This is a genomic window from Sulfitobacter sp. DSM 110093, from assembly GCF_022788715.1.
In the GTDB taxonomy this organism is placed as follows: domain Bacteria; phylum Pseudomonadota; class Alphaproteobacteria; order Rhodobacterales; family Rhodobacteraceae; genus Sulfitobacter.
Map to the genome: position 1 here is coordinate 2892272 of NZ_CP085167.1, position 25133 is coordinate 2917404.

21 protein-coding genes and 1 tRNA gene are annotated in these 25133 nt (G+C 59.4%); 6 read left to right on the forward strand and 16 right to left on the reverse strand.

Annotated features, from left to right (window positions below):
• Positions 1–179: 179 nt before the first annotated feature.
• Positions 180–701, reverse strand: coding sequence for a superoxide dismutase family protein (locus DSM110093_RS14120; protein ID WP_243265685.1), 522 nt, complete (start codon positions 699–701; stop codon positions 180–182).
• A gap of 105 nt (positions 702–806) precedes the next feature.
• Between DSM110093_RS14120 and DSM110093_RS14125 the strand changes: the two genes are divergently transcribed.
• Positions 807–883: transfer RNA gene (locus tag DSM110093_RS14125), tRNA-Arg, on the forward strand.
• 182 nt (positions 884–1065) lie between these two features.
• On the opposite strand, the gene DSM110093_RS14130 is transcribed toward DSM110093_RS14125, so the two are convergent.
• Positions 1066–2607, reverse strand: a complete 1542-nt coding sequence (locus tag DSM110093_RS14130; protein ID WP_243265686.1) for an MHYT domain-containing protein — start codon at positions 2605–2607, stop codon at positions 1066–1068.
• Between the two features lie 477 nt (positions 2608–3084).
• Between DSM110093_RS14130 and DSM110093_RS14135 the strand changes: the two genes are divergently transcribed.
• Positions 3085–4890, forward strand: a complete 1806-nt coding sequence (locus DSM110093_RS14135; protein ID WP_243265687.1) for a histidine kinase N-terminal 7TM domain-containing protein — start codon at positions 3085–3087, stop codon at positions 4888–4890.
• Between the two features lie 15 nt (positions 4891–4905).
• On the opposite strand, the gene DSM110093_RS14140 is transcribed toward DSM110093_RS14135, so the two are convergent.
• Together DSM110093_RS14140 and DSM110093_RS14145 are read right to left on the reverse strand one after the other, a co-directional pair.
• Positions 4906–5613, reverse strand: a complete 708-nt coding sequence (locus DSM110093_RS14140) for an SDR family oxidoreductase (RefSeq protein ID WP_243265688.1) — start codon at positions 5611–5613, stop codon at positions 4906–4908.
• A gap of 64 nt (positions 5614–5677) precedes the next feature.
• A complete protein-coding gene (locus tag DSM110093_RS14145; protein WP_243265689.1) occupies positions 5678–6397 on the reverse strand; it encodes a LuxR family transcriptional regulator in 720 nt (239 codons plus the stop codon).
• A gap of 625 nt (positions 6398–7022) precedes the next feature.
• On the opposite strand from DSM110093_RS14145, the gene DSM110093_RS14150 reads away from it, so the two are divergent.
• The 3 genes from DSM110093_RS14150 to arsJ are packed head-to-tail and all read left to right on the forward strand — an operon-like array spanning position 7023 to position 10125.
• Positions 7023–7871: a helix-turn-helix domain-containing protein gene (locus tag DSM110093_RS14150; protein WP_243265690.1), complete on the forward strand. Its 849-nt coding sequence runs from the start codon at positions 7023–7025 to the stop codon at positions 7869–7871.
• Complete coding sequence (locus DSM110093_RS14155; protein WP_243265691.1) at positions 7868–8866, forward strand: ArsJ-associated glyceraldehyde-3-phosphate dehydrogenase; 999 nt, start codon at positions 7868–7870, stop codon at positions 8864–8866. The genes DSM110093_RS14150 and DSM110093_RS14155 overlap by 4 nt, the downstream gene beginning before the upstream one ends.
• Positions 8863–10125 carry an organoarsenical effux MFS transporter ArsJ gene (gene arsJ, locus DSM110093_RS14160; protein WP_243265692.1) on the forward strand — a complete coding sequence of 421 codons (1263 nt, stop codon included), beginning with the start codon at positions 8863–8865 and terminating at the stop codon, positions 10123–10125. Before DSM110093_RS14155 ends, arsJ begins: the two co-directional genes overlap by 4 nt.
• A 7-nt stretch (positions 10126–10132) precedes the next feature.
• Here the strand turns inward: arsJ and DSM110093_RS14165 are convergent, their stop codons facing one another.
• The 12 genes from DSM110093_RS14165 to DSM110093_RS14220 all read right to left on the reverse strand — a co-directional run bounded on the left by DSM110093_RS14165 (position 10133) and on the right by DSM110093_RS14220 (position 24531).
• The gene (locus DSM110093_RS14165; protein ID WP_243265693.1) at positions 10133–11638 is read right to left on the reverse strand and encodes a mannitol dehydrogenase family protein; all 1506 of its coding nucleotides are present in this window, start codon (positions 11636–11638) and stop codon (positions 10133–10135) included.
• A 72-nt stretch (positions 11639–11710) separates the two neighbouring features.
• Positions 11711–12715, reverse strand: a complete 1005-nt coding sequence (locus DSM110093_RS14170) for an ABC transporter ATP-binding protein (RefSeq protein ID WP_243265694.1) — start codon at positions 12713–12715, stop codon at positions 11711–11713.
• 15 nt (positions 12716–12730) lie between these two features.
• Positions 12731–13561, reverse strand: a complete 831-nt coding sequence (locus DSM110093_RS14175) for a carbohydrate ABC transporter permease (protein WP_067625898.1) — start codon at positions 13559–13561, stop codon at positions 12731–12733.
• 12 nt (positions 13562–13573) lie between these two features.
• A complete protein-coding gene (locus DSM110093_RS14180) occupies positions 13574–14440 on the reverse strand; it encodes a sugar ABC transporter permease (protein ID WP_093928110.1) in 867 nt (288 codons plus the stop codon).
• A gap of 118 nt (positions 14441–14558) precedes the next feature.
• Entirely contained in the window at positions 14559–15863 is a 1305-nt protein-coding gene (locus tag DSM110093_RS14185; protein ID WP_243265695.1) for a sugar ABC transporter substrate-binding protein, read from the reverse strand.
• 115 nt (positions 15864–15978) lie between these two features.
• The gene (locus DSM110093_RS14190; RefSeq protein ID WP_243265696.1) at positions 15979–17010 is read right to left on the reverse strand and encodes a LacI family DNA-binding transcriptional regulator; all 1032 of its coding nucleotides are present in this window, start codon (positions 17008–17010) and stop codon (positions 15979–15981) included.
• A 115-nt stretch (positions 17011–17125) separates the two neighbouring features.
• Positions 17126–17782 carry a bifunctional 4-hydroxy-2-oxoglutarate aldolase/2-dehydro-3-deoxy-phosphogluconate aldolase gene (gene eda, locus DSM110093_RS14195; protein WP_243265697.1) on the reverse strand — a complete coding sequence of 219 codons (657 nt, stop codon included), beginning with the start codon at positions 17780–17782 and terminating at the stop codon, positions 17126–17128.
• A 3-nt stretch (positions 17783–17785) separates the two neighbouring features.
• On the reverse strand, positions 17786–19594 hold the full coding sequence (gene edd / locus DSM110093_RS14200; RefSeq protein ID WP_243265698.1) for a phosphogluconate dehydratase: 1809 nt from the start codon (positions 19592–19594) through the stop codon (positions 17786–17788).
• On the reverse strand, positions 19591–21054 hold the full coding sequence (gene zwf, locus DSM110093_RS14205; RefSeq protein WP_243265699.1) for a glucose-6-phosphate dehydrogenase: 1464 nt from the start codon (positions 21052–21054) through the stop codon (positions 19591–19593). The genes edd and zwf overlap by 4 nt, the downstream gene beginning before the upstream one ends.
• 149 nt (positions 21055–21203) lie before the next feature.
• Entirely contained in the window at positions 21204–22130 is a 927-nt protein-coding gene (locus DSM110093_RS14210) for a carbohydrate kinase (RefSeq protein WP_243265700.1), read from the reverse strand.
• A gap of 3 nt (positions 22131–22133) precedes the next feature.
• Positions 22134–23261 (reverse strand): ROK family transcriptional regulator, encoded by a 1128-nt coding sequence (locus tag DSM110093_RS14215; RefSeq protein ID WP_243267727.1) that lies wholly within the window; start codon positions 23259–23261, stop codon positions 22134–22136.
• A 199-nt stretch (positions 23262–23460) separates the two neighbouring features.
• Positions 23461–24531, reverse strand: coding sequence for an alcohol dehydrogenase family protein (locus tag DSM110093_RS14220; RefSeq protein ID WP_243265701.1), 1071 nt, complete (start codon positions 24529–24531; stop codon positions 23461–23463).
• 72 nt (positions 24532–24603) lie between these two features.
• On the opposite strand from DSM110093_RS14220, the gene DSM110093_RS14225 reads away from it, so the two are divergent.
• Entirely contained in the window at positions 24604–25125 is a 522-nt protein-coding gene (locus DSM110093_RS14225; protein WP_243265702.1) for a TetR/AcrR family transcriptional regulator, read from the forward strand.
• The last annotated feature ends 8 nt before the right edge of the window (positions 25126–25133 follow it).

Sequence of the window (25133 nt, forward strand, 5' to 3'; positions counted from 1 at the left end):
GTGGCCTCTTACCCTTGTCAGATAGGTCTTCCTTCACCTTCAGTTTTGCGAAGGCAGAGTTTTTTCGGGAAATGGCACCGGGGAAACCTACTCAACCCTGCGACATCCCAAATCTCAACCTCAACCACCCTGCCCCAATCATGGGGCAAGGCTGTGCGTTCTCTAGGCTTCAAGTCGAATCAAGATGCCTCAAACACACCGCAAGCAATACGCGATCCTGCGTCACCCGCTGGCTGAGATGTATAGTCATCCGAGCCGTCGTGTATAACAAAGGCCGCGCCGTCATCGTCTTTGATCATGCTGTCAATTTCTAACAGATCAAGAAAGACTTCGGCCTTCAACACGCCATCATCACCGACAGTCATATTCGGCATGTCACCCGGATGCGGCCCACCTTCGACAAGCACGCCATGCTGATGATCGCCCGCGATATGACCGCCTGCCGATTTGAAATCCTCCGCAGAACAATCGCCAGTTTCATGCAGATGGACGCCATGAGTTCCAGCCGGAACGCCCGTCACATCGATCTTGACCAATGTCCGACCCGAAGCGGTCGTGTTTAGTGTAACACTGCCTGAAATATCATTAGAATTCCCGGCCACCTGAGCGGTTGCTGCCGTTTGCATATGGCCTTCGGCCTGCACCGCTGCGGCGCCAGTGGCGGCCAAAGTGGCCCCGATTAGGATATTGCGCAGATACATGGCTTTCCTCCGTTGGTTTCTATATCAGATGATAGCCCAACCCACCCGGCCCGCGTCGGGTTCCTCTTGATGCGCGCTAAGGCTTGCCCCTATAAGCAGGCGAGTGCTCCCTTAGCTCAGCTGGATAGAGCAGCCGACTTCTAATCGGCAGGCCGAGGGTTCGAATCCTTCAGGGAGCGCCACTTTTCATAAAGCCCGAATGCACAAAGCTATTTTCTTTGGCACCACTTTGTGCCGCGGATTTCGCCGCATTGTGCTTTCACTGGCTGGCAGCAACTTCACGAAATGCCTTATCAACCAGATTGTGAAGCCCACTCCGTCAGGGCCGAAATTCATCGGCCCAAACCTCGACCGATTGGATCATTCAAGCCGCAGCGAGCGCTTTTTCCGCAACGATAACCGAAGCGCATTCCGGCAGATCAACGGTGAACTTTGTCCCAACACCAACGGTGCTTTCCACGCCAATTTCGCCATCATGTGCCGCGGCTAGTTTTCTACTGATCGCAAGGCCCAGACCGGTGCCCCCATCGGCGCTTTTGGTCGCTGTTTCAGCTTGGATAAAGGCTTGGAAAATCCGTTCCAAGTCTTCTGCCGGCATCCCGCAGCCATTGTCCTCAACCTCAAGTCGGCAGGTATCGCCGATCATTCTGGCGCGCATTCGTATGTTTGAGGCCGATGAGAATTTCAGCGCATTGCCAAGCAGGTTAATCAAGATTTGCTTGCAGCGCCCACGGTCGGCGAAAACGTTGAACTCATCAAACTCAATTTCCAATGACGACTGTTTCTCTCTCGCCAGGCCCTGAAACTGCTCCTGCAGCTCGGCCAGCAAATCACCAGCTTGAAAGGAGGTTCTGTTCAGTTTGATCGAGTTAAGTTCAATACTTGTGTAATCCAGAAGCTCATTGATGATCGTTAGCAGGTGATCGCCTGCCGATTTGATGCGGCCGCCGTAACGCTCTGTCTGATCGCCCAAATCATCAAAGTGAACCTTGGTGATCGGCTCATTCGGTTTCAGCTTGGCTATCGTATGCCCCTTGAGATTCGTCAAAAAACTCGCGTAACCGTTGATAATGGTCAGCGGCGTGCGCAACTCGTGGCTTAGAACGCTCATGAACTCTGATTTAGCGCGGCTGGCATTGCGCGCTTCATCCCGCGCCTGACGCAACTCGTGGATATTCTCCATCCGCGTGCGGTTCTCGATAAAATAGGTGAACAACCCACCAAGAACGATCAGCGCCGCCGTTCCTGCGATGACAAGCGCCAGCAGCTTGAACTCAGCAGGGTTGCTGTGCCCAGCCATCAAATTCGTGGGTGTCACATGAAAGGCAGCCATCCCGGTAAAATGAAGCCCAATGATCGCCGCCCCAAAGGTCAGTGTCATGTTGAGCGTGGTAAATTTCCCGTTCTGCGCGCCAAAGAATAACGCGAAGGTCGAAAACAGCATGGCAAATATAACTGAGGCGATGAGGTAGTTCTCATCCCAATGAATCATCCCTTCAACCCGATAGGCGACCATCCCAGTGTAGTGCATGGCCGAGATCGCCAGCCCCAAGATCACCCCGCCGATAACGGTTGTCATCCAAAGGCGGAACATCCCGGCGATCAGAATGCCCAGTGTACACCCAAGGATCGCGATCACCAGCGATGCGAACGTCAGACCCAGATCAAAGGTTACCGGAGCATCAGGCTGATAGGCCAGAATGGCGATGAAATGTGTGCACCAAACGGAAATACCAGAGGTGACAGCGGTCATAAAATACCACAGCAAGGCCTGACGCGGCGTCTGCCTTAGCGCATGCCGGTAAAGGTTTGTGAACACCCAACTGCCGAAAATGCACAAAAGCGCCGCCAGCAGAACCAGCGTCATATCGTGGTCACCATGCATAGAATGAGCGACTGTAAGCATTCTTTAACCTCAAAATAATTAAGGAAGTGTTGCTGAAGGAATGCGTCGAAACGTTGTCAAAGACCGCTCTTTTTAACGGTATTTTCATCTCACCTAACCAGAGCGAGTATCGGTTTTCGCTCGGCCCGGCTCGTGCATCGCGATTCCGGGCTAGCGCTGTGGCCATTGATCCACCCACACCTTGGCTAGACGCCTATGCGCTTTCTAAGCCCGCATATAAGCTTGATCTTACGCAGCGCCGAAATCTCTAGCGCCCCACCTCAAGAATGTCGCAAATTTTCGCGTTGAGCCGCCTTATAAGGACATCTCTGATGGCTGACTCAAGCGCCAAACCCTCGATAATTAACAAGCCACCCCCCTTGCTTAACATCCAAGGGTTGCATTGACCTGCCACAATACGCCACTAGTCTGCCAAACTTGCGCCGCATTTTCATGCTGATCTGCGCACAATGTATTTAGCTCATAGGTCTTTTCGCCATGCTAACGTGTTTTCAAGGGCTGATGCTTGACCCGGTCTACTGGACCGTGCTCGCCGTCAGCTTGATCGCCGCAGCAGTCGCGCTTTGGACGCTTAAGTTTCAAAAATTCCAAGCCAAGGTTTACTATGCGCTGACATTCGTCGGCATGATCTGGACCTTGATGATGGTAGGGGCCGAAGCCGCGACAACACCCTATCAATGCCAGATGCGGCAAGCGCAATTGGCTTGGTTGGGGCATGGTTTAGTTCCGGTCGCATGGTCATTCTTTATCTTCGACTATGTCGGTCCTTCGAACCGCGCGCGGGGGCGGCTGAGCCTTTTGGCCCTTATCGCTATACCGCTGGGTGCATTTGGCCTCGCGGCGACGAATGACTGGCATCATCTGGTCTATACGGCAGAAACGGCGATCCCGCCGGATGGGGATCAGATTACCTTTTTGCATGGACCGGGATATTTCCTGATCCTAGCCGTGCTTTACTGCTTTGTCATGGCGACCTTGGTCTGGCTGGGCCGCGCATTTTCCCGCGCCAAGCGGGCCGCCTGGCCACTGTTGACGATGCTGCTGGTCATCACCCTTACCCCATTGGCAGCAAACGCGGCCTATGCCTTCTTTGGTTTCACGGTGTTGGGGCTGGACCCGACGGCCTTCATGTTCACCTTGGGGATATTAGCCTTCTCGTGGCTGCTGGTGACGAACAAGACCATGGACATGCCCTCGGTTGGGCAATCGACCCTGTTTGACACGATGAGCGAGCCGCTGATCCTGCTTGATGCACGGCGCCATATTGTCCGCTCGAACGCGGCGGCGAAACGCAGCGGGCTATTGTCTGAACCGGAATTCGCGACGGACCTGATCGCCGGAATCGAGGCGCAGACCAACGACGTCGGTGCGTCCCATATCACCTGTAATGGACGCCTCTATGAGCCACGCATTCACCCCATCGAAAACCCACTCGCCCCCGCAGGTCCGGCCATCGGCTGGAGCGTTACTTTTGTCGATGTAACCAAGCAGATCGCCACCACAACAGCGCTTGAGAAAGCCCTGAAAGAGGCCGATGAAGCCAACCGCGCCAAGGATGAATTCATCTCTGTCGTGAGCCATGAACTGCGCACGCCGCTGACCTCGTTGAAGGGGGGATTGGCATTGGCGCTGAGCGGGAAGTTGGGCGAGGTCAAAGGGCCGCTGCGGTCGTCCTTGGATATCGCCCATCGCAATGGGGTGCGCCTGTCACGATTGGTGGACAATATCCTATTGGTGCAAAAACTTGAGGTACAGGCGTTGTCGCTTGAATGGCTGCCCGTCGATCTGCCTGCCCTGCTGAAAGAGAGCATTGAGGAAAACCGCATGTACGCCCATGAGCGCGGCGTGCGGCTTGATATCGGCAAACTGGGCCAGCCCGCCGTGGTCTTGGGCGATGCCTTTGCCATCCGGCAAGTGGTCGATAATCTGGTCTCCAATGCGGTGAAATTCTCAAATGTGGGCGCCACTGTTGAGGGTACACTGACCACGAATAATGGCCGGGTGCGGATCTCTATTTCAGACAAGGGGCGCGGCATTCCTGAGGGGATGGAAGAACGGGTCTTTGGCCGCTTTGGGCAGCTGGATGACGACGGTCAAAAATCAACCCAAGGGTCCGGCCTAGGGCTGCATATCTCCCGCCAACTGGCGCGGCAGATGGCGGGAGACTTATTTTACGAAAGCGAAGTCGGCGTTGGATCGACCTTTCATGTCGAGTTTGGCATCGGGGCCGAAAACAATCCAGCGCCCCAAGGTGACGAAGGCACGCTGCAGCAAACGGCCTGACGGCCCCTGCCCCGCCTACAGTTCAATACGTATGTCGTGAATCCACAGTTTCGGCGGGCGTGACAGGACAAAGACCACCACATCGGCCAGATCATCCGGTTCAGTAAAGATATGGTTCGGCACGTCTTCTCCGGCTTTGGCAAACATGCCGGTATTGGTGCCAGACTGGTAAAGCCCGCCAACCCGCACGCCGGTATTTTCCTCGTCAGCCTTCAGCACTTCGGTAAAACCGCGCACGCCGTATTTCGTGGCCGTGTAGACCGACTGCCCGGCCTGCGCCACGACACCGGATTTTGACACGACATTCAGGATGATCGCTTCGTCATTGTCGCGCAGCGCAGGCAGAGCTGCCTGTGTCATTTGCATCAACCCCGTCAAATTGGTTTGCACCGTGGCTTGCAGCATTTCGGGCGCGATCGTGTCGAGCGGCCCGGCTTTGTGCCAAATTCCTGCGTTGTTGATCAGGATATCAAGCCCGCCAAAGCGTGCCACCACCTCTGAGGCGGTCCGGGCAATAGCAGACGGGTCTTGCAGATCGCACACCAGCCCCACCGCATCCGGCGCGCCTGCGGCTTTGCAGGCATCGGCGACAGCTTGCAGCCGAACCTCATCGCGGCCCAGAATGGCCAGCCGCGCGCCAGTCTCTGCTAGTTTCAGGCAAATGTGCCGCCCAATCCCGTCGCTTCCGCCGGTAACCAAAATACGTTTGTCGCGCAGTTCCATGTTGCTCTCCTATGCTGGCGGCGGCTTACCGCGAAGGGCGGTTTGATGCAAAGACAGGTTGAGGTCAGATCGTAATGATCTGCGCCCGGATCGCCTTGGCAACCGCATGGGTTTTATTGGTCACGTCCAGTTTGGCGCAGGCGTTATAGAGGTGGTGATTCACCGTGCTGTTGGACACGGTCATTACCTGCGCCGTCTCCCACGCGGTTTTGCCCACCGCCGCCCATTTCAGCACTTCTTTCTCGCGATTGCTTAGCCTCGGTGCGGGCTGCCCCTTGCCGATACTGGCCACCATATCGCTTTGAATCAGGCAGCCCAGATAGATCGCATCGGCAATGATCCCGCGCTTGTATTTGCGCCATTCGTGAATGCGCAGGTCAGAGTTCAACGTCAGCACCGCCTTGCCATGCGCATGGTCCCGAATGGGGATCGACACACCGTTTTGCCGCACGCCGAACTCCATCGCCTCCCCAAAGAAGTTGCGGGTCATCCGGTCAACCTTTGGAAGTTCGGTCCAGTCGACGGGCAAGGTGCCTTCAAGCGATCTGTCCACCACCGGATCAATAAGGTGATAGTTTTCCTCTTGATAGCGGGTCAGCCAAGCGGTGTCGTAGGTTGAATGAATAACCGGATCGCTGTCGCCCGGGTTCGTATTATGAAACCCCAGATAGGACAGGTTATTCAGCCCCATGTCCTGTGCCAAAACCTGCAACATTTCGTCTGGTTTGATGTCTGGTCGTTGTTCTTTCAATGCGAGATAGCGGTCGGAAAGTGGGGTCACCATAGGGCGGCGCTCAGATATTGTTTTGATTAAAGATTGAGCGTTCTTCTTAGGGTGCCTCAACCGATGAGGGAACATGCCGAGCGGCAATTGATTTCCCGAAATACGGGAAACCGAACAAAGCGTTGCAATTTTGACTCCATTACCTAAGGTCAAACGCGCGCATTTCTTGTAAGCGACGGGTGGCTGCAGGCTGCATGGAATAAGCGGCACGGTAGGTTAGAACGACCCCCGCCCGAAAATCTGACACCCCCTACAAAAACACAATTGTCCAAAACACCGGACAGGGGCGCGATTTTCAGGGCGAGGACCGCGACAGGGCCAAATGGCAGGCCCTGCTGAAAGGTCGCGTCAGCCGTAGCGCGCAGGTCTTATGTGGCTTCCATTCAGTGCAGCCACAAACCCGAATAACAAGATTCGCGCATCAGAACCCCAAGCATTTGTTATAATTTGATTAAATTTTTGGCGCATCTTGACTGATCGCGGCAGTTCGCATTTGTAAAGCTGGTAGAAATTATAGGGTCCGATGAATCGACGCGACGCCCCAGCGTTTCGCCCACTGTGCCGAACATCCCGGTTACAAAAACTTCACTTGCAAAATTGCGCCTAATTCCGTAATTCATGAATTATGGAACAAGAGATCCCCAATCGCCTTGCCACCCTTGGCCACCCGCAGCGGCTCGCGCTGTTTCGGCTGCTCATGCGCCGCTATCCCGACCGCGTTCCCGCAACCGAATTGGCACAGGCGCTTGGGCTGAAACCCAACACCCTTTCAACCTATGTCGGCGCGCTTATGCAGGTTGGTTTGGTCACTCAGGAACGTGTCGGCACCTCCCTGCGCTATGCGGTTGATCTGACTGCCGCCCGTGACACGATCAATTATCTACTGATCGACTGCTGCCGTGGACGGCCCGAGATTTGCACCCCTAACACCACCCCCTCCATACATGGAAATGCTCTCATGACTGACAGAAAATTCAATGTCCTGTTCATCTGCACCGGCAATTCTGCCCGCTCGATCTTTGCCGAAAGCATCTTACGCGATCTCGCTGAGGACCGTTTCAATGTCTATTCCGCAGGCACCCGGCCGCAGTCACAATTGAACCCCTACGCGGTGGAAGTCCTTAAGCAGAAGGGCCATGACGTATCGCAACTGCGCTCAAAAAACGTGTCAGAATTCCAAGCCGAAGATGCCCCGGCGTTCGATTTTGTATTTACCGTTTGCAATCAGGCGGCCAACGAAGAATGCCCCACTTGGCCGGGCCAGCCGATCACCGCGCATTGGGGCCTGCCCGATCCGGTCAAGGTCGAAGGATCCGATGCCGAAAAGAGCCTCGCCTTTCAACAAGCCTATGGCACCCTGCGCAACCGAATGTTGGGCTTTACCAGCCTGCCGCTGACCTCGCTCGACCGTATTTCGCTGCAAAAAGCGCTCGATGACGCGGGCCAAACCGACAAAGAAGGATTCTCCGCATGACCGTCTATGCCATCAACGGCCTTGGCCGCATCGGCAAGCTCGCCCTGAAACCCCTGCTGGATCAGGGCGCAGATATCGCCTGGATCAACGACGCAGTGGGCGACCCAGAGATGCACGCACATCTGCTGGAGTTCGACACGGTGCACGGGCGCTGGCAGGCGGATTTCGCCCATGATGCCGACAGCGTGAGCATCAACGGCACCCGCCTGCCCTTCATCGGCACCCGCGACCTCAGCGCGCTGCCGCTCGACGGTGTGGATGTGGTGATCGACTGTACCGGGGCTTTCAAAACCGAGGCCAAACTCGCCCCCTATTTCGAGGCGGGGATGAAGAAGGTCGTGATCTCGGCCCCGGTAAAAGACGTTGATGCGGCGAATATCGTCTATGGCGTCAACGATGGCGTTTATGATCCCGCAAGGCACCGGATCGTCACGGCGGCAAGCTGCACGACCAACTGCCTCGCCCCCGTGGTGAAGGTGATCCATGAGGCGATGAAAATCAAACACGGTTCCATCACCACGATCCACGATGTGACCAACACGCAAACCATCGTCGACCGCCCTGCCAAAGACCTGCGCCGCGCACGCTCGGCCCTGAACTCGCTGATCCCGACGACCACCGGCAGCGCCACGGCGATCACACTGATCTATCCCGAACTCAAAGGCCGTTTGAATGGCCATGCGGTGCGGGTGCCGCTGCTCAACGCCTCGCTGACCGATTGCGTCTTCGAGGTGGAGCGTGAGACGACTGTCGAAGAGGTAAACGCCCTGTTCAAAGCCGCCGCCGAAGGGGAATTGAAAGACATCCTAGGCTATGAAGAACGCCCGCTGGTCTCGACCGATTATACCAATGATACCCGTTCAAGCATCATCGACGCGCCCTCAACCATGGTGGTGAACGGCACGCAGGTGAAAATCTATGCGTGGTACGACAATGAAATGGGCTATGCGCACCGTTTGGTCGATGTAGCGCTGATGGTCGGGGCAAGCCTGTGAGCCAGAGCGCGACCCGCCCCGAGGGGCTTTCGGCCTATATCGCGGTCACGGCGGCCTATTGGGCTTTCATGCTGACCGATGGCGCGTTGCGCATGTTGGTACTGCTGCATTTCCACCGGCTTGGCTTTTCGCCGGTGCAACTGGCCTATCTCTTTGTGCTTTATGAGATCGCGGGCGTTGTCACCAACCTCTGCGCGGGCTGGATCGCGGCGCGGTTCGGGCTGGCCTCGACGCTCTATGCCGGGCTGGGCTTGCAGATCGTGGCGCTGCTGGCGCTGGCGCAGCTTGATCCGTCTTGGGCGGTCAGTGCTTCGGTTGTTTTCGTCATGCTGGTGCAGGGTGCCAGCGGCGTGGCCAAGGATTTGGCCAAGATGTCGTCGAAATCCGCCGTCAAACTGCTGGCCCCGGCTGAGGATGGCGGGCTGTTTCGCTGGGTGGCGCTGCTGACGGGCTCCAAGAACATGGTTAAGGGTCTCGGTTTTCTGATCGGCGCGGCGTTGCTGGCGACGCTCGGCTTTGTCTGGGCGGTGCTCGGCATGGCAGCGATCCTTGCGCTGATCCTGATCGCCGTGCTGACCGCCATGCCGCCCGGCCTGCCCAAGGGGCGCAAGGGGGCGAAGTTTTCTGAGGTCTTCTCCAAATCCGCCAATGTGAACTGGCTCAGCGCGGCGCGGGTGTTTCTGTTCGGCGCGCGGGATGTTTGGTTTGTGGTGGGCATTCCCATCTACTTCTACGCGGTCCTGTCGGACGGCACGGAGGAAAGCAACCGCGCGGCCTTTTTCATGATCGGCACATTCATGGCGGTCTGGGTGATCCTCTACGGCATGGTGCAGATCTACGCCCCACGCCTGCTCCGCGCGAAATCCCGCCCGGCGGAGGCCCTGATCTCAGCCGCGAAAGGATGGGCATGGTCACTTGCCGCCGTGCCTGCGGCGCTGACGCTGGCCGCCCTGTTCAGCGACGGACCGCAAACATGGCTCACCGCGATGTTGGTCATTGGCCTGCTGGCCTTTGGCGCGGTCTTTGCGGTGAACTCGTCCCTGCACTCCTACCTCATCCTGTCTTTCACCAAGGCCGAGCGGGTGACGATGGATGTGGGGTTCTACTACATGGCCAATGCGGCCGGGCGGCTGTTGGGCACGTTGATGTCGGGCCTGAGCTATCAGATCGGCGGGCTGCCCCTGATGCTGGGGGCCGCGGCGATCATGGTGGCACTGTCGGCGCTGCTGGTCGGGTTCTTGAAACCCGACCAGAGCTAATTGGGGGTCACCCTGCTTTGCTTGCGCGACCGTTGCTTTGATCGACCTGCGTATAGGCGTTCATCGCCGCGACTGCGCCCGCGTCCCAGATCAGCGTGAGCCAAGCGACAAAAGCATCACGGAAGGCTTCGGCCTGCGCCAGATCGCCATAGATGCGGTCTTGCTCTAGCCAAGCTTCGGGCCGCTCCCGCGCGGCCTGCGCGATGGATTGCAATGCGTCCCAGATCGGATCATTCGCTACGATCTCACTGCCGTTTTCACGCGTGCCCGCACACATCCGCGCCCAAAGCGCCTCGACCAAGGCCAAGCCACTGACTGAACGCCCCGCTGCGAGTTGATCCCGCAGGATTGGCAAAACGAACCCCGTGTGCCGTGCCGAGCCGTCAAAGGCGACGCGGCGGGTGGTGTCGACGATGCGCGGGTTCGAGAAGCGCTGTTCGATCAGATCGAGGTATGCCAGTGGCGTCATGCCCGGCACCGGGGCGACCGTCTGGGTGATCTCTTCGGCCTGCACGCGGTGGAACATCCCGCGGATCGCCGGATGCGCCATGGTGGCCGAAATCGTCTCAATCCCCAGCACCTCACCGACATTGGCCAAAACCTGATGGCCCGCGTTGAGGATACGGATCTTCATCTTTTCATAGTCATGCACATCGTCCGAGAAGGTGGCCCCCACCTGATCCCAATCCGGGCGGCCTGCGCAGAAGTCGTCTTCGATCACCCATTGGCGGAAGGCTTCATGCGTGACGGGGGCGGCGTCGTTCACGCCAAACTCCCGCGCCTGCGCAATCTCGGCAGGGCCGGTGGCCGGGGCGATGCAATCGACCATGGAGTTGGGGAAACTGCCGTTCGCTTCGATCCAATCGGCCAGCGCCGGGTCGGACAGCTGCGCGAGGGAAACGACCGCTTGGCGCAGAATATCACCATTGCCTTGCAGGTTGTCGCAGCTGAGCCCGGTGAACGGCCCCTGCCCCGCATCGCGCCGCAAACGGAGTGCGGCGACAATGGCCCCAAAGGCCGTGCGCGGGGTTTCAGGATTGGCCGCGTCATGGACGATATCGGCGTGAGCGGCATCAAAGCCTTTGCTCACCGGATCAATGTAATAGCCGCTTTCGGTCACCGTCAGCCCGACGATGCGAATGGCCGGATCGGCCATGGCGCGGATCAACGCGCCGTTGCCTTCTTCGATCGGCAGGTAGTCGATCATGGAGCCCACAACCTCGGCCGAGGTCTGCGCGGGGTCGAGTTCGATCAGCGTCGTCAGACAGTCCTGCGCCAAGAGCTTCTCGCGCATCGCCGCATCATAGGGGCGCACGCCGGCGCCGAGGATCGCCCAGTCATGCGCCTGCCCGTCCTGCATCAAACGGTGCAGATACCACGCCTGATGCGCGCGGTGGAAATTGCCGACGCCGATATGCACGATGCCGGGGGTCAGGGCGCTGCGATCATAGGTGGGGTGTGCTATGTCGAGATCACCGAGCGTCGCGTTTGAGAGGTCTACCAATTTATCCATGATCCACATCCTTGTAGGGCCGCGCACCGGGGAAAGGGTGCGGGGGTCGGCCTGTCGTTCCTGTCGCTTGCATCACTCGACCCGAAGGCCCTGTGCGTCGAACCGGTGCAGCTTGTCCGCCTGCGGGGTGAGGAAAATCCGGTCGCCATGTTTGACCGACAACTCCCCGTCCACACGCACGGTCATCGGGTCACAGCCCGCAACGCCGTGGATGTGCAAGAAGGTGTCAGAGCCCAGATGCTCGGCCACGCCGATGGTGCCTTCCCACGCGCCCTCGGTGGTGGACACGTCAAAATGCTCGGGCCGTATACCGATGGTCGGCGCGCCGCGGGCTTCGGCTTCGGCGCCTTTGATGAGGTTCATCTTGGGCGACCCGATAAACCCGGCGACGAACTCGTTGCGCGGCTTGTAGTAAAGCTCAAGCGGGGTGCCGACCTGTTCGATATAGCCCGCGCGCAGAACGACGATCTTGTCGGCCATGGTCATCGCTTCGACCTGATCGTGGGTGACGTAGATCATCGTTGTCGCCAGCCGCTTGTGCAGCTCGCTGATCTCCAGACGCATCCCCACCCGCAGCGCGGCATCGAGGTTCGACAGCGGCTCGTCGAACAGGAACGCCGAAGGCTCCCGCACAATGGCACGGCCAATGGCGACCCGCTGGCGCTGACCGCCAGACAGTTGGCCCGGACGACGATCAAGATAGTCGGTCAGGTTCAGCGCCTTCGCAGCCGCTTCAATCCGGCGGTTCTGCTCATCCACGGACAGCCCGGCCATCTTCATCGGAAAGGCGATGTTCTTGCGCACCGACATATGCGGATAAAGCGCGTAGGATTGGAACACCATCGCCAGACCGCGTTTCGCGGGCGGCACATGGGTCGCATCCGTGCCGTCGATGTCGATATGGCCCGAGGTGATATCCTCCAACCCCGCAATCAGCCGCAGCAGTGTCGATTTCCCGCAGCCCGAGGGGCCGACGAAGACGGTGAATTCGCCGTCTTCGATGGTCAGATCAAGGGGCGGAATGACTTCCACATCGCCGAAGCTTTTGGAAACCTGATTGAGTTTAATTTGTCCCATGTGACTGTCCCTTGCTTACTTGACTGCGCCGAAAGTCAGGCCGCTGACGAGTTGTTTCTGGCTGAACCAGCCGAGGATGAGGATTGGCGCGATGGCCATGGTGGAGGCCGCGCTGAGCTTGGCGTAGAAAAGGCCTTCGGGGCTGGAATAGCTCGCGATGAAGGCCGTGAGCGGTGCCGCTTTGGCCGCGGTGAGGTTGAGCGTCCAGAAGGCTTCGTTCCATGCGAGGATGAAGTTCAGCAGCAAGGTGGAGGCAATGCCGGGGATCGCCATGGGCGTGAGGACGTAAAGCACCTCTTCACGCAGGCTTGCCCCATCCATCCGTGCCGCTTCCAAGATCTCGCCGGGGATTTCGCGGAAGTAGGTATAAAGCATCCAGACGATGATCGGCAGGTTGATGAGCATCAAGATGATGACCAAAGCGATCTTGCTGTCGAGTACCCCAAACTGGATGCAGAGCAGGTAGATCGGGTAGAGCACGCCGACCGCTGGCAGCATCTTGGTCGAGAGCATCCAAAGCAGGATATCCTTGGTCCGCTTGCCGGGCACAAAGGCCATCGACCATGCGGCGGGCACCGCGATCAGGATGCCAAGGACGGTTGAGCCCCCGGCGATGATGATCGAGTTCCACAAGAACCGCCCGTAGTTGGACCGCTCCAGAACCGCCTCGTAGTTGGCCAGCGTCCAATCAAAGCCGAGGAAGATCGGCGGATCGGCGATGGCCTGCGCTTCGGTCTTGAAGCTGGTGAGGATGGTCCAAAGAATGGGGAAGAAGATCAGGAAACCGATGCCCCATGCGAGGGCCGTGTTGACGATCTTGCGTTGTCTGGTGACTGCGCGTGCCATGATGTCTCCTCCTCAGGCGTCCAGGTTCTTGCCGACGATGCGCATCAGGAAGATGGCAACGATGTTGGCGAGAATGATTGCATAGACACCGCCTGCCGATCCGAGGCCGATGTTCTGGCTTTCCAGCACCCGCTGGAAGATGAGATAGGTCAGTGTTTTGGTCCCAAAGGCACCGCCTGTGGTCACGAAAATCTCCGCAAAGATCGACAAGAGAAAGATCGTCTGGATCAAGATCACCACGGTGATCGCGCGGCCCAGATGCGGCAGGGTGATATAGGCGAAACGTTTGGTGGCGGGGGCGCCGTCCATCTCGGCGGCGTCCAGCTGCTCGCGGTCGAGCGATTGGATCGCGGTCAGCAGGATCAGCGTCGCAAAGGGCAGCCACTGCCACGATACGATGATTACGATAGACGACAGCGACGCTTGGCTCATCCATTGCACCGGGGTCGCGCCGAAGAACTCCCACAGATGCGCGAACAGGCCATAGTTTGGGTCCATGAACATGTTCTTCCACACCAGCGCCGAAACGGTGGGCATAACAAAGAAGGGCGCGATAACGAGGATGCGGACAAAGCCCTGCCCCCACATCGGCTGGTTCAACAGGATGGCGAGCAAGATGCCCAAGCCAACCGTGATCGCCAGCACACCGCCGACGATAATCAGCGTGGTCATCACCGAGGGCCAGAAGGCGCTCGAGGTGACGAAACGTACGTAGTTGTCGAACCCCACCCAGCCCAGATCACCGCCGCGCATCGGCAGGTATTTCTTGAAGGAAAAATAGAGCGTCATGGTCAGCGGGATGAGCATCCATCCAAGGAGCAAGACCACCGCAGGGGCCATCATCAGGCGTGCCGCTGATCGGGAATGTTGGGTAGCCATCGGGCACATCTCCTCTGCAGGCGGCGGATGCCGCGTTTAGGTGAAGGGTATCATATTTGGTGGTGGGGCGGAAAAGGGCGGCGGTGTCCGCCGCCCTTTGTGCCGGAGAAGCGGCGGCTTAGCGGTAGCCAGCAGCTTCCATTGCGTCGTTGGTCAGGTCCTGTGCCTTCTCAAGTGCCTCTTCGACGGTCTGCTGACCGGCATAGGCGGCAGAGAACTCTTGGCTCACGTCGGTCGCGATGCCTGCAAACTCTGGGATCGCGGCGAACTGAACGCCGACGTAAGGCGTCGGATCAACGGTGGAGTTCTCAGGATCAGCCGACAGGATCGAGTCGAGCGTCATCTGTGCGAAAGGCACTTTTTGGTACTCAGGGTTCTCATAGAGCGACTTACGCGCGCCGGGAGGAACGTTGGCCCAACCTTCGTTCTCGGCAACCAGCTCAATGTAGTCTTTCGAGGTGGCCCATTCGATGAACTCTTTCGCGGCATCTTCTTTCTGAGTGCCCGCCGGGATCGCCAGCGCCCATGCCCAGAGCCAGTTGGAACGTTTGCCAAGACCTGTGTCCGGTGCCAGCGCGAAACCAACCTGGTCGGCCACGGTGGAATCATCGGCATTGGTCACGAAGGACGCCGCCACTGTGGCGTCGATCCACATGCCGCATTTGCCCTGTTGGAACAGCGACAGGTTTTCGTTGAAACCGTTAGAGGCGTAGCCCGCAGGGCCGCTCTCATCCATCAGGTCTTTGTAGAAGTTGATCGTGTTGGCCCAAGCCTCGGTGTCGAACTGGGCGTTCCAGTCCTCGTCGAACCAGCGTGCGCCAAAGGAGTTGGACATCGCCGTGATCAGCGCGCCGCCTTCACCCCAACCGGCCTTGCCGCGCAGGCAGATGCCGTTGATGTCGTTTTCACGATCGGTCATGGCGGCGGCGGCTTCGCGGATGAATTCCCAAGTCGGGTCTTTCGGCATTTCCATGCCGGCTTTTTCCATCAGATCAGTGCGGTACATGATCATGGAGCTTTCGCCATAGAAAGGTGCCGCGTAAAGCGTGCCTTCGTGGCTCAGACCACCGGCCATGGCGGGCAGGATATCGTCCGCGTCATAGTCTTCGCTCAGGTTGTCCAGCGGCACCAGCCAGCCGTTTGCACCCCAGATCGGCGTTTCATACATGCCGATGGTCATGATGTCGAAAGAACCGCCCTTGGTCGAGATGTCGGTGGTGACGCGCTGGCGCAGCACGTTCTCTTCCAACGTGACCCACTCCACTTCGTGGCCGGTCTCTTCTGTGAATTTGTCGGTGTAGCCTTGCATCCGGATCATGTCGCCGTTGTTCACGGTGGCGATGGTGATCGTCTCAGCAAAAGCGCCGCCGCCCATGATCAGGGACAGGGCCGTCGCAGCGTGCAATGATTTATTCGAGAACATCAATAGTTCCTCCCTCTACAGATGATGGAATGAGACTAACGGCCCACATAACGCGCAGTCAAATTAAATTTTACGCGCGATAACTATTTTCTGAGCAACTTGCGAACTCAATGACTTACGCCGAGGCGCGCATCACCAATTTGCCATCAAACAGCGTTTCTTCGCGCTCGGTCAGGCGGGTTTCGCTTTCAATAATGCGGAACAACGTGCTTGCCGCGCGATTCGCGATAGCGCCGTAATCCTGCGCGATGGTGGTCAGAGGCGGGCAGGTGTAGCGCGAGAATGGGTGGTCATCCTGCCCCGCGATCCGCATGGCGCAATCTTTGCCGTGACCGACCCGCACCCCTAGCTCATAGGCGGCTGACAGCATCCCAATCGCCAGACGGTCGTTAGAGCACAGCACCGTATCCGTCTCGAACGCTCTCGCCGAAATCAGCTTTCCGCCTTCGGTCGCGCCGATCTCTTCAAAATTCCATCCCTCGCCCGGCACCTGATGGATATGCGGGGCAAAACCGTGACGTTCCATTGCCTCAAGATAGGCTTGGCGGCGCTTGTTGGCGTTCGGGTTGCTGGGGGTCTTCATCTCAAAGAAACAAGGCGGTTCGCCACTGCGGCAGAGGTATTCGACGATCAGTTCCACGCTTTGAAAGTTATCCGTACCCGCAAAGGCCTCACACACGCCTTCGACATTCGCGTCAAAGGTCACCACTGGCACATCTTTGCAAAAGCGCTCGATCGCCCCCCGGTCCGAGGCTTTGCCAAATGGGGCCAACAGCACGCCCGCCGGTTTGAGCGCCCGAAGCGAGTCGAGATTGGCCCGCTCCTGTGCTGGCTTGCCGTGTGAACTGAGCAGGATAGGGCTATACCCTGCCGCCAGACAGGCCAGTTCCACCTCACGGCCAATCTCTGAAAAAAACGGGTCAGCGAGGTTGGGCACCACGACGCCGATGTTTCGGGTTTTGCGGCGGTTCTGGTTCACAGCGTAAACGTTGGGGCGGTAATCATACTGGCTCAGCGCCACCTCGATCCGCTCCCGAGTAGAGCGACGCACGCTGTCGGCATCGTTGAAGTATTTCGACAGCGTAGGCCGAGAGATGCCACTGACGGCGGCGAACTCTTCCATATTGCGGATCTTTTGCCGGCCCATCTTACCCCCACTTGACGAAACCCGTCTCGCGTAAACTTTAGTCAATATAATGACAAGTTCTCGCCACGCGCAAGCGCGGTGCTTTGTTAGCGACAGGCTCCGTAGCTGCGAGTTGTTATCCGGCCTGCTTGCCTGATTGCGCCGCCGCGCGGGCAAGCGCTTCGATGGCAGCCCAATCCTGTGCGTCGATCAGCTTTTTCGGAGCCACCCAGCTGCCGCCCGCGCAGAGCACATTGGGCAGGCTCAAGTAGCTTTCAACATTATCGGGGCTGACACCGCCAGTCGGACAGAAAGTGATCTGAGGCAACGGCGCGCCGATGGCTTTCAGTGCGGGCGCTCCGCCCGAGGCTTCGGCAGGAAAGAATTTCAGCATGTCATAGCCACGTTCCAGAAGCCGCATCGCCTCGGTCGCCGTGGCGGCACCGGCCAGCAGTGGCAGGTCTTCTTCTTCGCAAGCGGCGATCAGCGCGTCGGTGGCACCGGGTGAAACGCCAAAGGTCGCCCCCGCCCGTTTCGCCGCCCGCACATCTTCGGGGGTGATCAGGGTTCCCGCGCCCACATGACCGCCCGCGACCTCTGCCATGGCTGCAATCGCATCAAGTGCGGCAGGCGTGCGCAGGGTCACTTCCAACGCAGGCAACCCTCCGGCGACCAGCGCCTCGGCCAGTGGCCGGGCGTGGGCGACATCTTCGATCACCAGCACGGGCACGATCGGCGCAAGCGCACAGATTTCTCGGGTGCGACGGCTGGCGTCTTTTGCAGAAAGGGTCATGAATCAGCCTCCAAAAATGGTTGCGCCGGTGGTAGCAGAACCGACTGTATTGCGGAACATAGCGAACAACTCGCGCCCCGTCCCGGCATGATAAGCAGAAAGATCGGCGGTGACGCTGGGACGTTCATCAAACCCTTCGGCCAGCACGTCAAGCGTACCCGCCACCGCGTCAACCCGCAGCATATCGCCATTCTGCACCCGCGCGATGGGGCCGCCGTCGACCGCCTCGGGGCTGACGTGGATCGCCGCAGGCACCTTGCCCGACGCACCCGACATGCGCCCATCAGTAACCAGCGCCACCTTCTGGCCGCGCCCCTGAAGGATCGACAAAAGCGGCGTGAGGCTGTGTAATTCAGGCATGCCATTGGCCTTTGGCCCTTGGAAACGGACGACAACGATCACATCGTCGGTCAGTTCTCCGGCTTTGAACGCGGCTTTCACCTCGTTCTGATCCGCAAACACCCGCGCCGGAGCCTCAATGATGTGGTGTTCGGGCGCCACGGCAGAGACCTTCATACAGGCTGTGCCGAGCGATCCGGCCATGCGCCGCAACCCGCCGGTGGGCTGGAAGGGATCGCTGGCGGGGCGGAGGATCTTCTCGTTCAGGCTTTCGCCCGCGCCCTTCTCCCAAACCAGCCCCTCAGCCTTTAGCTTTGGCTCAGACGTGTAATGCTCCAACCCCTGCCCGGCGACGGTATGGGTGTCGGGATGCAGATGGCCGGATGTCAGCAATTCGCCGATCATATAGCCAAGGCCGCCCGCCGCGTGGAAATGGTTCACATCGGCCAGACCGTTGGGGTAAACCCGCGCCAGCAGCGGCGTGATGTCGGAGATGTCTGAGAAATCTTCCCAATCCAGAATGATCCCCCCGGCCCGCGCCATGGCGATGAGGTGGATCAGCAGGTTGGTCGACCCGCCCGTGGCGTTGAGCCCGACGATGCCGTTCACAAAGGCCTTTTCATCCAGAACCGAGGCGACGGGGGTATAATCATTGCCCAGAGCGCTCAACGCCAGCGCCCGTTTCGCGCCCTCTTGCGTCAGCGCATCGCGCAGCAATCCGTTCGGCGGCACGAAACTGGCCCCCGGCAGGTGCAGCCCCATGAACTCCATCAACATCTGGTTGGTGTTGGCGGTGCCGTAAAAGGTGCAGGTGCCCGGCCCGTGATAGGCGGCCATTTCGGCAGCCATCAGCGCGTCGCGCCCGACTTCGCCCGCGGCGAACTGCTGGCGCACCTTGGCTTTCTCATCATTCGACAGGCCGCTCTCCATTGGACCGGCGGGCAGGAAGACAGCTGGCAGGTGCCCGAACGCCTGCGCCGCGATCACCAGCCCCGGCACGATCTTGTCGCAGACCCCAAGAAAGACCGCCGCATCGAATGTGTTGTGGCTCAGCGCCACAGAGGCCGCCAAGGCGATCACATCGCGCGAAAACAGCGATAGCTCCATCCCCGCCTCGCCTTGGGTCACCCCGTCACACATGGCAGGCACCCCGCCCGCCACCTGCGCGGTGCCGCCCGCCGCGCGCACGGCCTCGCGGATCAGATCGGGGTAACGCTCAAACGGCTGATGCGCCGAGAGCATGTCGTTATAGGTGGTCACGATCCCGAGGTTGCCTGCGCTAGTGGTCGCCAGTCGGTCCTTGTCTTCACCAGACGCGGCATAGGCATGGGCCTGTCCGCTACAGGACAAATGCGCGCGGGCTGGTCCCTTGGCGCGGGCGGCTTCCATTCGGTCGAGGTAGGGGCGCCGGGTCGCCTCACTGCGGGCAATGATACGGTCGGTGACGCGGTCAATCGTGGAATGCAGGGTCATTGGTCGTCCTTTCGTGTGATCTCGCGCCAGCGGCGGCCGTCGCGGTGCATCAGCATCAGCGCCTCTTCGGGGCCTGAGCTGCCGGGGTCATAGGGGTACGGAGGTTGCCGGGTCTCTTCCCAGCCGTGAATGATCGGGTCGGCCCAAGCCCAAGCGGCTTCGACCTCGTCCCCGCGCATGAACAGGGTCTGATCGCCGCGGATCACATCCATGATCAGCCGCTCATAGGCGTCTTGCGGAGTGGCCTGTTCGCCCAAGGCGTCAGCAAAGGTCATATCCAGCGACACTTCGGCCAAGCGCATGCCGCCGGGGCCGGGGTCTTTGATCGTGTTGCGCAGGGTGATGCCTTCGTCCGGCTGCAGGCGAATGATCAGGGCGTTGCCTTTATGGCCCTCCATTGCCGGGAAGATCATATGCGGCGGGTCGCGGAAGATCACCGCAATCTCGGAACTGCGCCCGCGCAGCTTTTTGCCCGTGCGCAGATAGAAGGGCGTGCCCGCCCACCGCCAATTGGCGATTTTGACCTTCATGGCGACGAAGCTTTCGGTGCGGCTGTCGGGATCGCCCGCATGATCGCGATAGCTGCCCTCGCCCTGCGCGGCGCGGTACTGGCCGCGGGCGATGTCCTTCTGCGCCACAGGCTCCAGCGCCTCGATCACCTTAACCTTTTCATCACGCACCGCATTGGGGTCAAAACGCGAGGGCGGCTCCATCGCCGTGAGACACAAAAGCTGCATCAGGTGGTTCTGCACCATGTCGCGCATGGCACCCGATTTATCGTAGTACTCCCCCCGCCCTTCGACGCCGAGGCTCTCGGAAACCGTAATCTGCACATGATCGATATGGGTGGAATTCCACAGCGGCTCCCATAGCGCATTGGCGAAACGCAGCGCCATGAGGTTCTGCACCGTTTCTTTGCCGAGATAGTGGTCGATGCGGTAAATTTGGCTCTCATCGAAATTGGCCCGCAGATCGGCGTTCAACGCCTGCGCGGTTTCCAGATCATGGCCAAAGGGCTTTTCGACAACGATCCGGCTGTCGCGGGTGGCGATACCGTGGTCATGCAGCTTGCCGCCGATCGTGCCGAATAGGGAGGGCGAGACCGAGAGATAGAAGGCCCGCACAACATCGTCGCGCATCAGGTCTTTCAGGCCCGCCCAGCCCGCATCGCCCGACGCATCCACGCGCACGTAATGCACCATGCCAAGGAACAGCTCCAAGGCGGCGCTTTCTTGCGCGAGCTTGGGGGCAAACTCCAAAAGGCTGTCGCGGATCATCTTGCGGAAACTGTCCGCATCAAGCTCGGAGCGGGCCGCGCCGACGATCCGTGCGCCTTCGGGCATCTGGCCGACGGTGAAACGGTGGAACAGCCCGGGCAGGATCTTGCGCCGAGCAAGATCGCCGGTCGCGCCGAAAATAACGAGGTCGAAAGGATCAACGGGGATTACGCGCGATACCATGGGGTCAGCCCTCCTGCCTGCTTGGGCGCCCTAAGGCACCATGTTTTAGATTGCCCAAAGCCATCACCATCCCCTTCGCGCCCTCCTCCGGGCGAACACTGGTAGCGCTAACATATCTGAGCGAAAAAGATAGGCGGTTCTTCAACATTTCATATTTCCTCTACCCAAGGCGGGTTCGCCCCCGCACGCGAGACGGTCACGGCGGCAACGCGCGCGCCATAGGCGAGCGCTTCGGTCAGCACCTCGGGCGCAAGGCTGCCGAGGGCGGATTTATGCAGTTGCCCCAGCTCGGACATCTTGGCCAAAACGCCTGCGTTAAAGGTATCACCCGCCCCCACCGTATCGACGATTTCGGCTTTCACGGCGGGGACGTGCACCTCTTCGCCATTTGCCAGATAGCCCGTTGCCCCCTCGCCCCCGCGGGTCAGGATGACAACCGACGGCCCCTTGGCCAACAACTCGGCCACCTTATCGCGCAGCGACAGGGGCGCGGGGTTGATCCAGTTCAAATCCTCGTCCGAGACCTTCACGATATCCGAGAGCGCCAGCATCAGGTCGAGCCTTTGACGGTAGCGTTCGATATCCTTGATGAAACCGGGGCGGATGTTGGGGTCGACCATCACCGCACGGCCTTCGGCGTTGCGCGCCAGCAGGTCTGCATAGGCATCCGCCCCCGGCTCGCAGGCCAGACTGATCCCACCAAAATAAAGCGCCGAGACCTCGCTCGAGAGGGCGGGCATATCCGCGGGTGTGATCATCCGCCCTGCCGAGTTTTCATCATAGAAATCATAGGTTGCATGGCCGCCGACCAGCCGAACAAAGGCCAGCGTCGTCGGACGGTCGGACAGGACGACATGGGACACATCCACATGGCTTGCCTTCAGCCCATCGACCAACTGCCGCCCGAACATGTCAGACGACAGGCCCGACAGCATACCGACCTGCGCGCCGAGCCGCCCCAAGGCGATGGCCGTGTTGAACACCGCCCCGCCCGCATGGGGCACAAAGCCATCGGGGCCCGCCTTGGTCGGGGTCGGGATCATATCGATCAGGGCTTCTCCGCAGCAAAGAATCATTAGTCAGCCTTTCAAGAATGCGTCGCGGTCGACGAGGAAACGGTCAGAAAGCGGCAGGCTCGCCGCGCCGAGCGCGCGGGCGACACTGCCGACGGTGCCTTCGCGCAACTCGGGAAGGGTCACCCCCGGTAGGGGCTGCGCGGCTAGATAGCGACGGCAGCGCGCAACGATGGCCGCGCGGACCGTTGCAGGCAAAGAACCGTCAATCATCACTGTATCGAAATCAATAAGACTAGCAGCTGCTCGGATCGCCTGCCCCAAGGCATCGGCGGCGCCATCAAGCCATTGTTCAAAAATATTCTCGGAAAAGCTCCAAGCCGCCGGGTCGCTCCAACTGCCGCGGCGCGTCTCTCCAGCATCGTGCAGCATCGCCTCTAATGTCGCCAAAGAGGCAACGTCAACCAACTGCGGCCCTGCGGCTCCGGCCAGCGGCATGGAGCCGAGCGCCCCCGCATTGCCGCTCTTGCCAGTGTAAAGCTTGCTGTCCAACACCAGCCCGCCGCCAACGAAATAGCCGATGTAAAAATACAAAAAATCGCGTGGCTTGTCCTGTGCACCAAAGACCAATTCCGCCCCGCAAGCCGCAGAGGTGTCATTACACAGGTAGATCGGCATCTTAACCACCTCAGCCAAAGCCGCTGCGATATCAAAATCACGCCAAGCGCTTAGATCGCCGCTGGCGACCTCCCACTCCCACATGCCAAAGGGTAGCGCAACGCCCAAGCCCGCAACGCGCGCCAGTTGATCGGCGCACAGCGACGCAAGCGTGTTCCGCAAGGCAAGCGTTGCAAATTTCATAACGGCGGCGGGGCTTGGATGGTCATAAACCTCGCTGCTTTGGCGCGTCACTTGGCCCTGAAAATCGGTCAAGATCAGCTCTACGCTACGCCGCCCCAGCTTTAATCCCAGAAAGAACGCCCCCTCTGGATTAAGACTGATCGGCACCGAAGGCTGCCCCACCCGACCCCGCACTCGCGCGCCTTTTCTCAGAAGCCCATCCGCTTCGAGCGCACGCATAATGACAGAAACGGTCTGCGCGGATAGGCCAGTCAGACGGGCGATCTCAGCCTTTGAGGTCGGACCACTACGGCGGATAAGCGACAGGACAAGCCGTTCGTTATGCGCCCGCATCCCGCTTTGGTTTGAGCCGCGTGCGGTTCGGTCGGCGAAAGTCTGGACGTGCTGCAAACTGGCCTCCCCTCCGGTTTCTGCGCTGCTTCGTCAGCACAAATCCCAAATGAACGGCTCTGAGTCAATAAATAAATCAATCTGATTTATTTATTGACAGCGGAAATGGCCGCCCGCGTTATGCGTGCGGCGTAGAATTGATTTACGCAGCCACCTGAATGCCAATCTTACCCATATGGGATTTCTCCAAAAACGCCTCCTGCGCGCGGCGTAGGTTTTTCAGGGGGTAACTCTCCGCCAGCAAGGGCCTGATTTCGCCGCGTTCAATATACCCTACAAGATCGCTAAACACCCCCGGTTCCTGCCGCGTGCTGCCGATCAGTGTCAGATCTTTGAGATAAAGCGTACGCAGGTCCAACTCGACAATCGGCCCGGCAATCGCCCCCGAGGTCACATAGCGCCCGCGCGTCACCAGCGCATCCAACAGATCGGGCCAGCGCCCGCCGCCCACGAGGTCAAGCACCACATCGAATGCGCCCTCGGGCAATGTGGCATCACGGTCCAGCGCCTCATCCGCGCCGAGCGCCTTTAGCGCGTCTATCTTGGCTGGGCTCGTTTGAGCCGTCACATGCGCACCGCGCCGCTTGGCAAGCTGCACCGCAGCCGAGCCGACCCCGCCTGATGCCCCCGTGATCAACACCCGTTCCGCGCCCAAACCCGCACGCTGGATCATGCCTTCGGCGGTGGAAAAGGCGCAGGGAAAGGACGCAAGTTCAAGATCAGAAAGTGTACTGTCAATCACAAGCGCATTGGTGGCCTCGGATGTGGTATATTCAGCAAATCCGCCGTCCCGCTCTGACCCGAAGGTAATTAATGCGTCAGGTCCGGCAGCCATCGGGCCACACATGGGGCGCAGCAAAACCCGCTCGCCAATCCGCCCAGCATCAACGCCTTCGCCCACGGCAACGATCTCTCCGCAGCAGTCCGCACCTTGGATACGCGGAAAGCTGAGCGCGCCAGACCACGCGCCATCGGCGTCCGATGCCCCGCCATAGCCTTCGGTTGCCGCCGATCCGGTATCACCGCGCACCGCCTTGGAATACCAGCCCGTGCGCGTGTTGACGTCAGTGTTATTCACCGCCGAAGCACCGACACGGACCAACACCTCCCCCGCTGAGGGCTGCGGCACGGGCATATCTTCGCGCAACTCCAACTTATCCAAACCGCCGTGGCCGGTCAGCACAATCGCTTTCATCGTTTTCGGTAGGGTCATTGCATGGGGTCCTTACATGTAGAATGGTTACTCTACTTGCACAGGTAGAGGGACCCCTCTACATCGTCAAGCATGACGAATACAAAGAACAAGATCGCCGCCGGGCTTGAACGTGCTTTCGCCAGCCGAGGCTTTGCCGAACCCAGTGTCGAAGACCTGCGCGATGCGGCGGGGGTAAGTCTTCGCACGTTATACAAATACGCACCCTCACGGGCCGAGATGGTATTGGCAGCCCTGGAGAATCGGCAGCAGCGTTATTTGACGTTGGTTTTTAATGGCTTGCCGGATAATCCAGCAGACGCGCTGGAGGTGATACTGTCACGCGTTGGGCAATGGATGGAGACCGAAACCTCTCATGGCTGCCTGTTTCACGCCGCCGTCGCCGCTGATCCGGGGAGCGAAAGCCTGCGTGCGCTGCTGATCCGTCATAAACAAGAGGTTGCAGCCAAAGCCGCTGCCGCCACGGCGCTGGAAGGCGCGGAGACCGAGCTGCTGGTGATTATCGAAGGGCTGACACAGACCTGGCCACTTCACGGAGAGGCTGCCGTTAATGCTGCGAAATGGGTGAGCAAGGCACTCCATGCACCGCGCTGATTAAAACG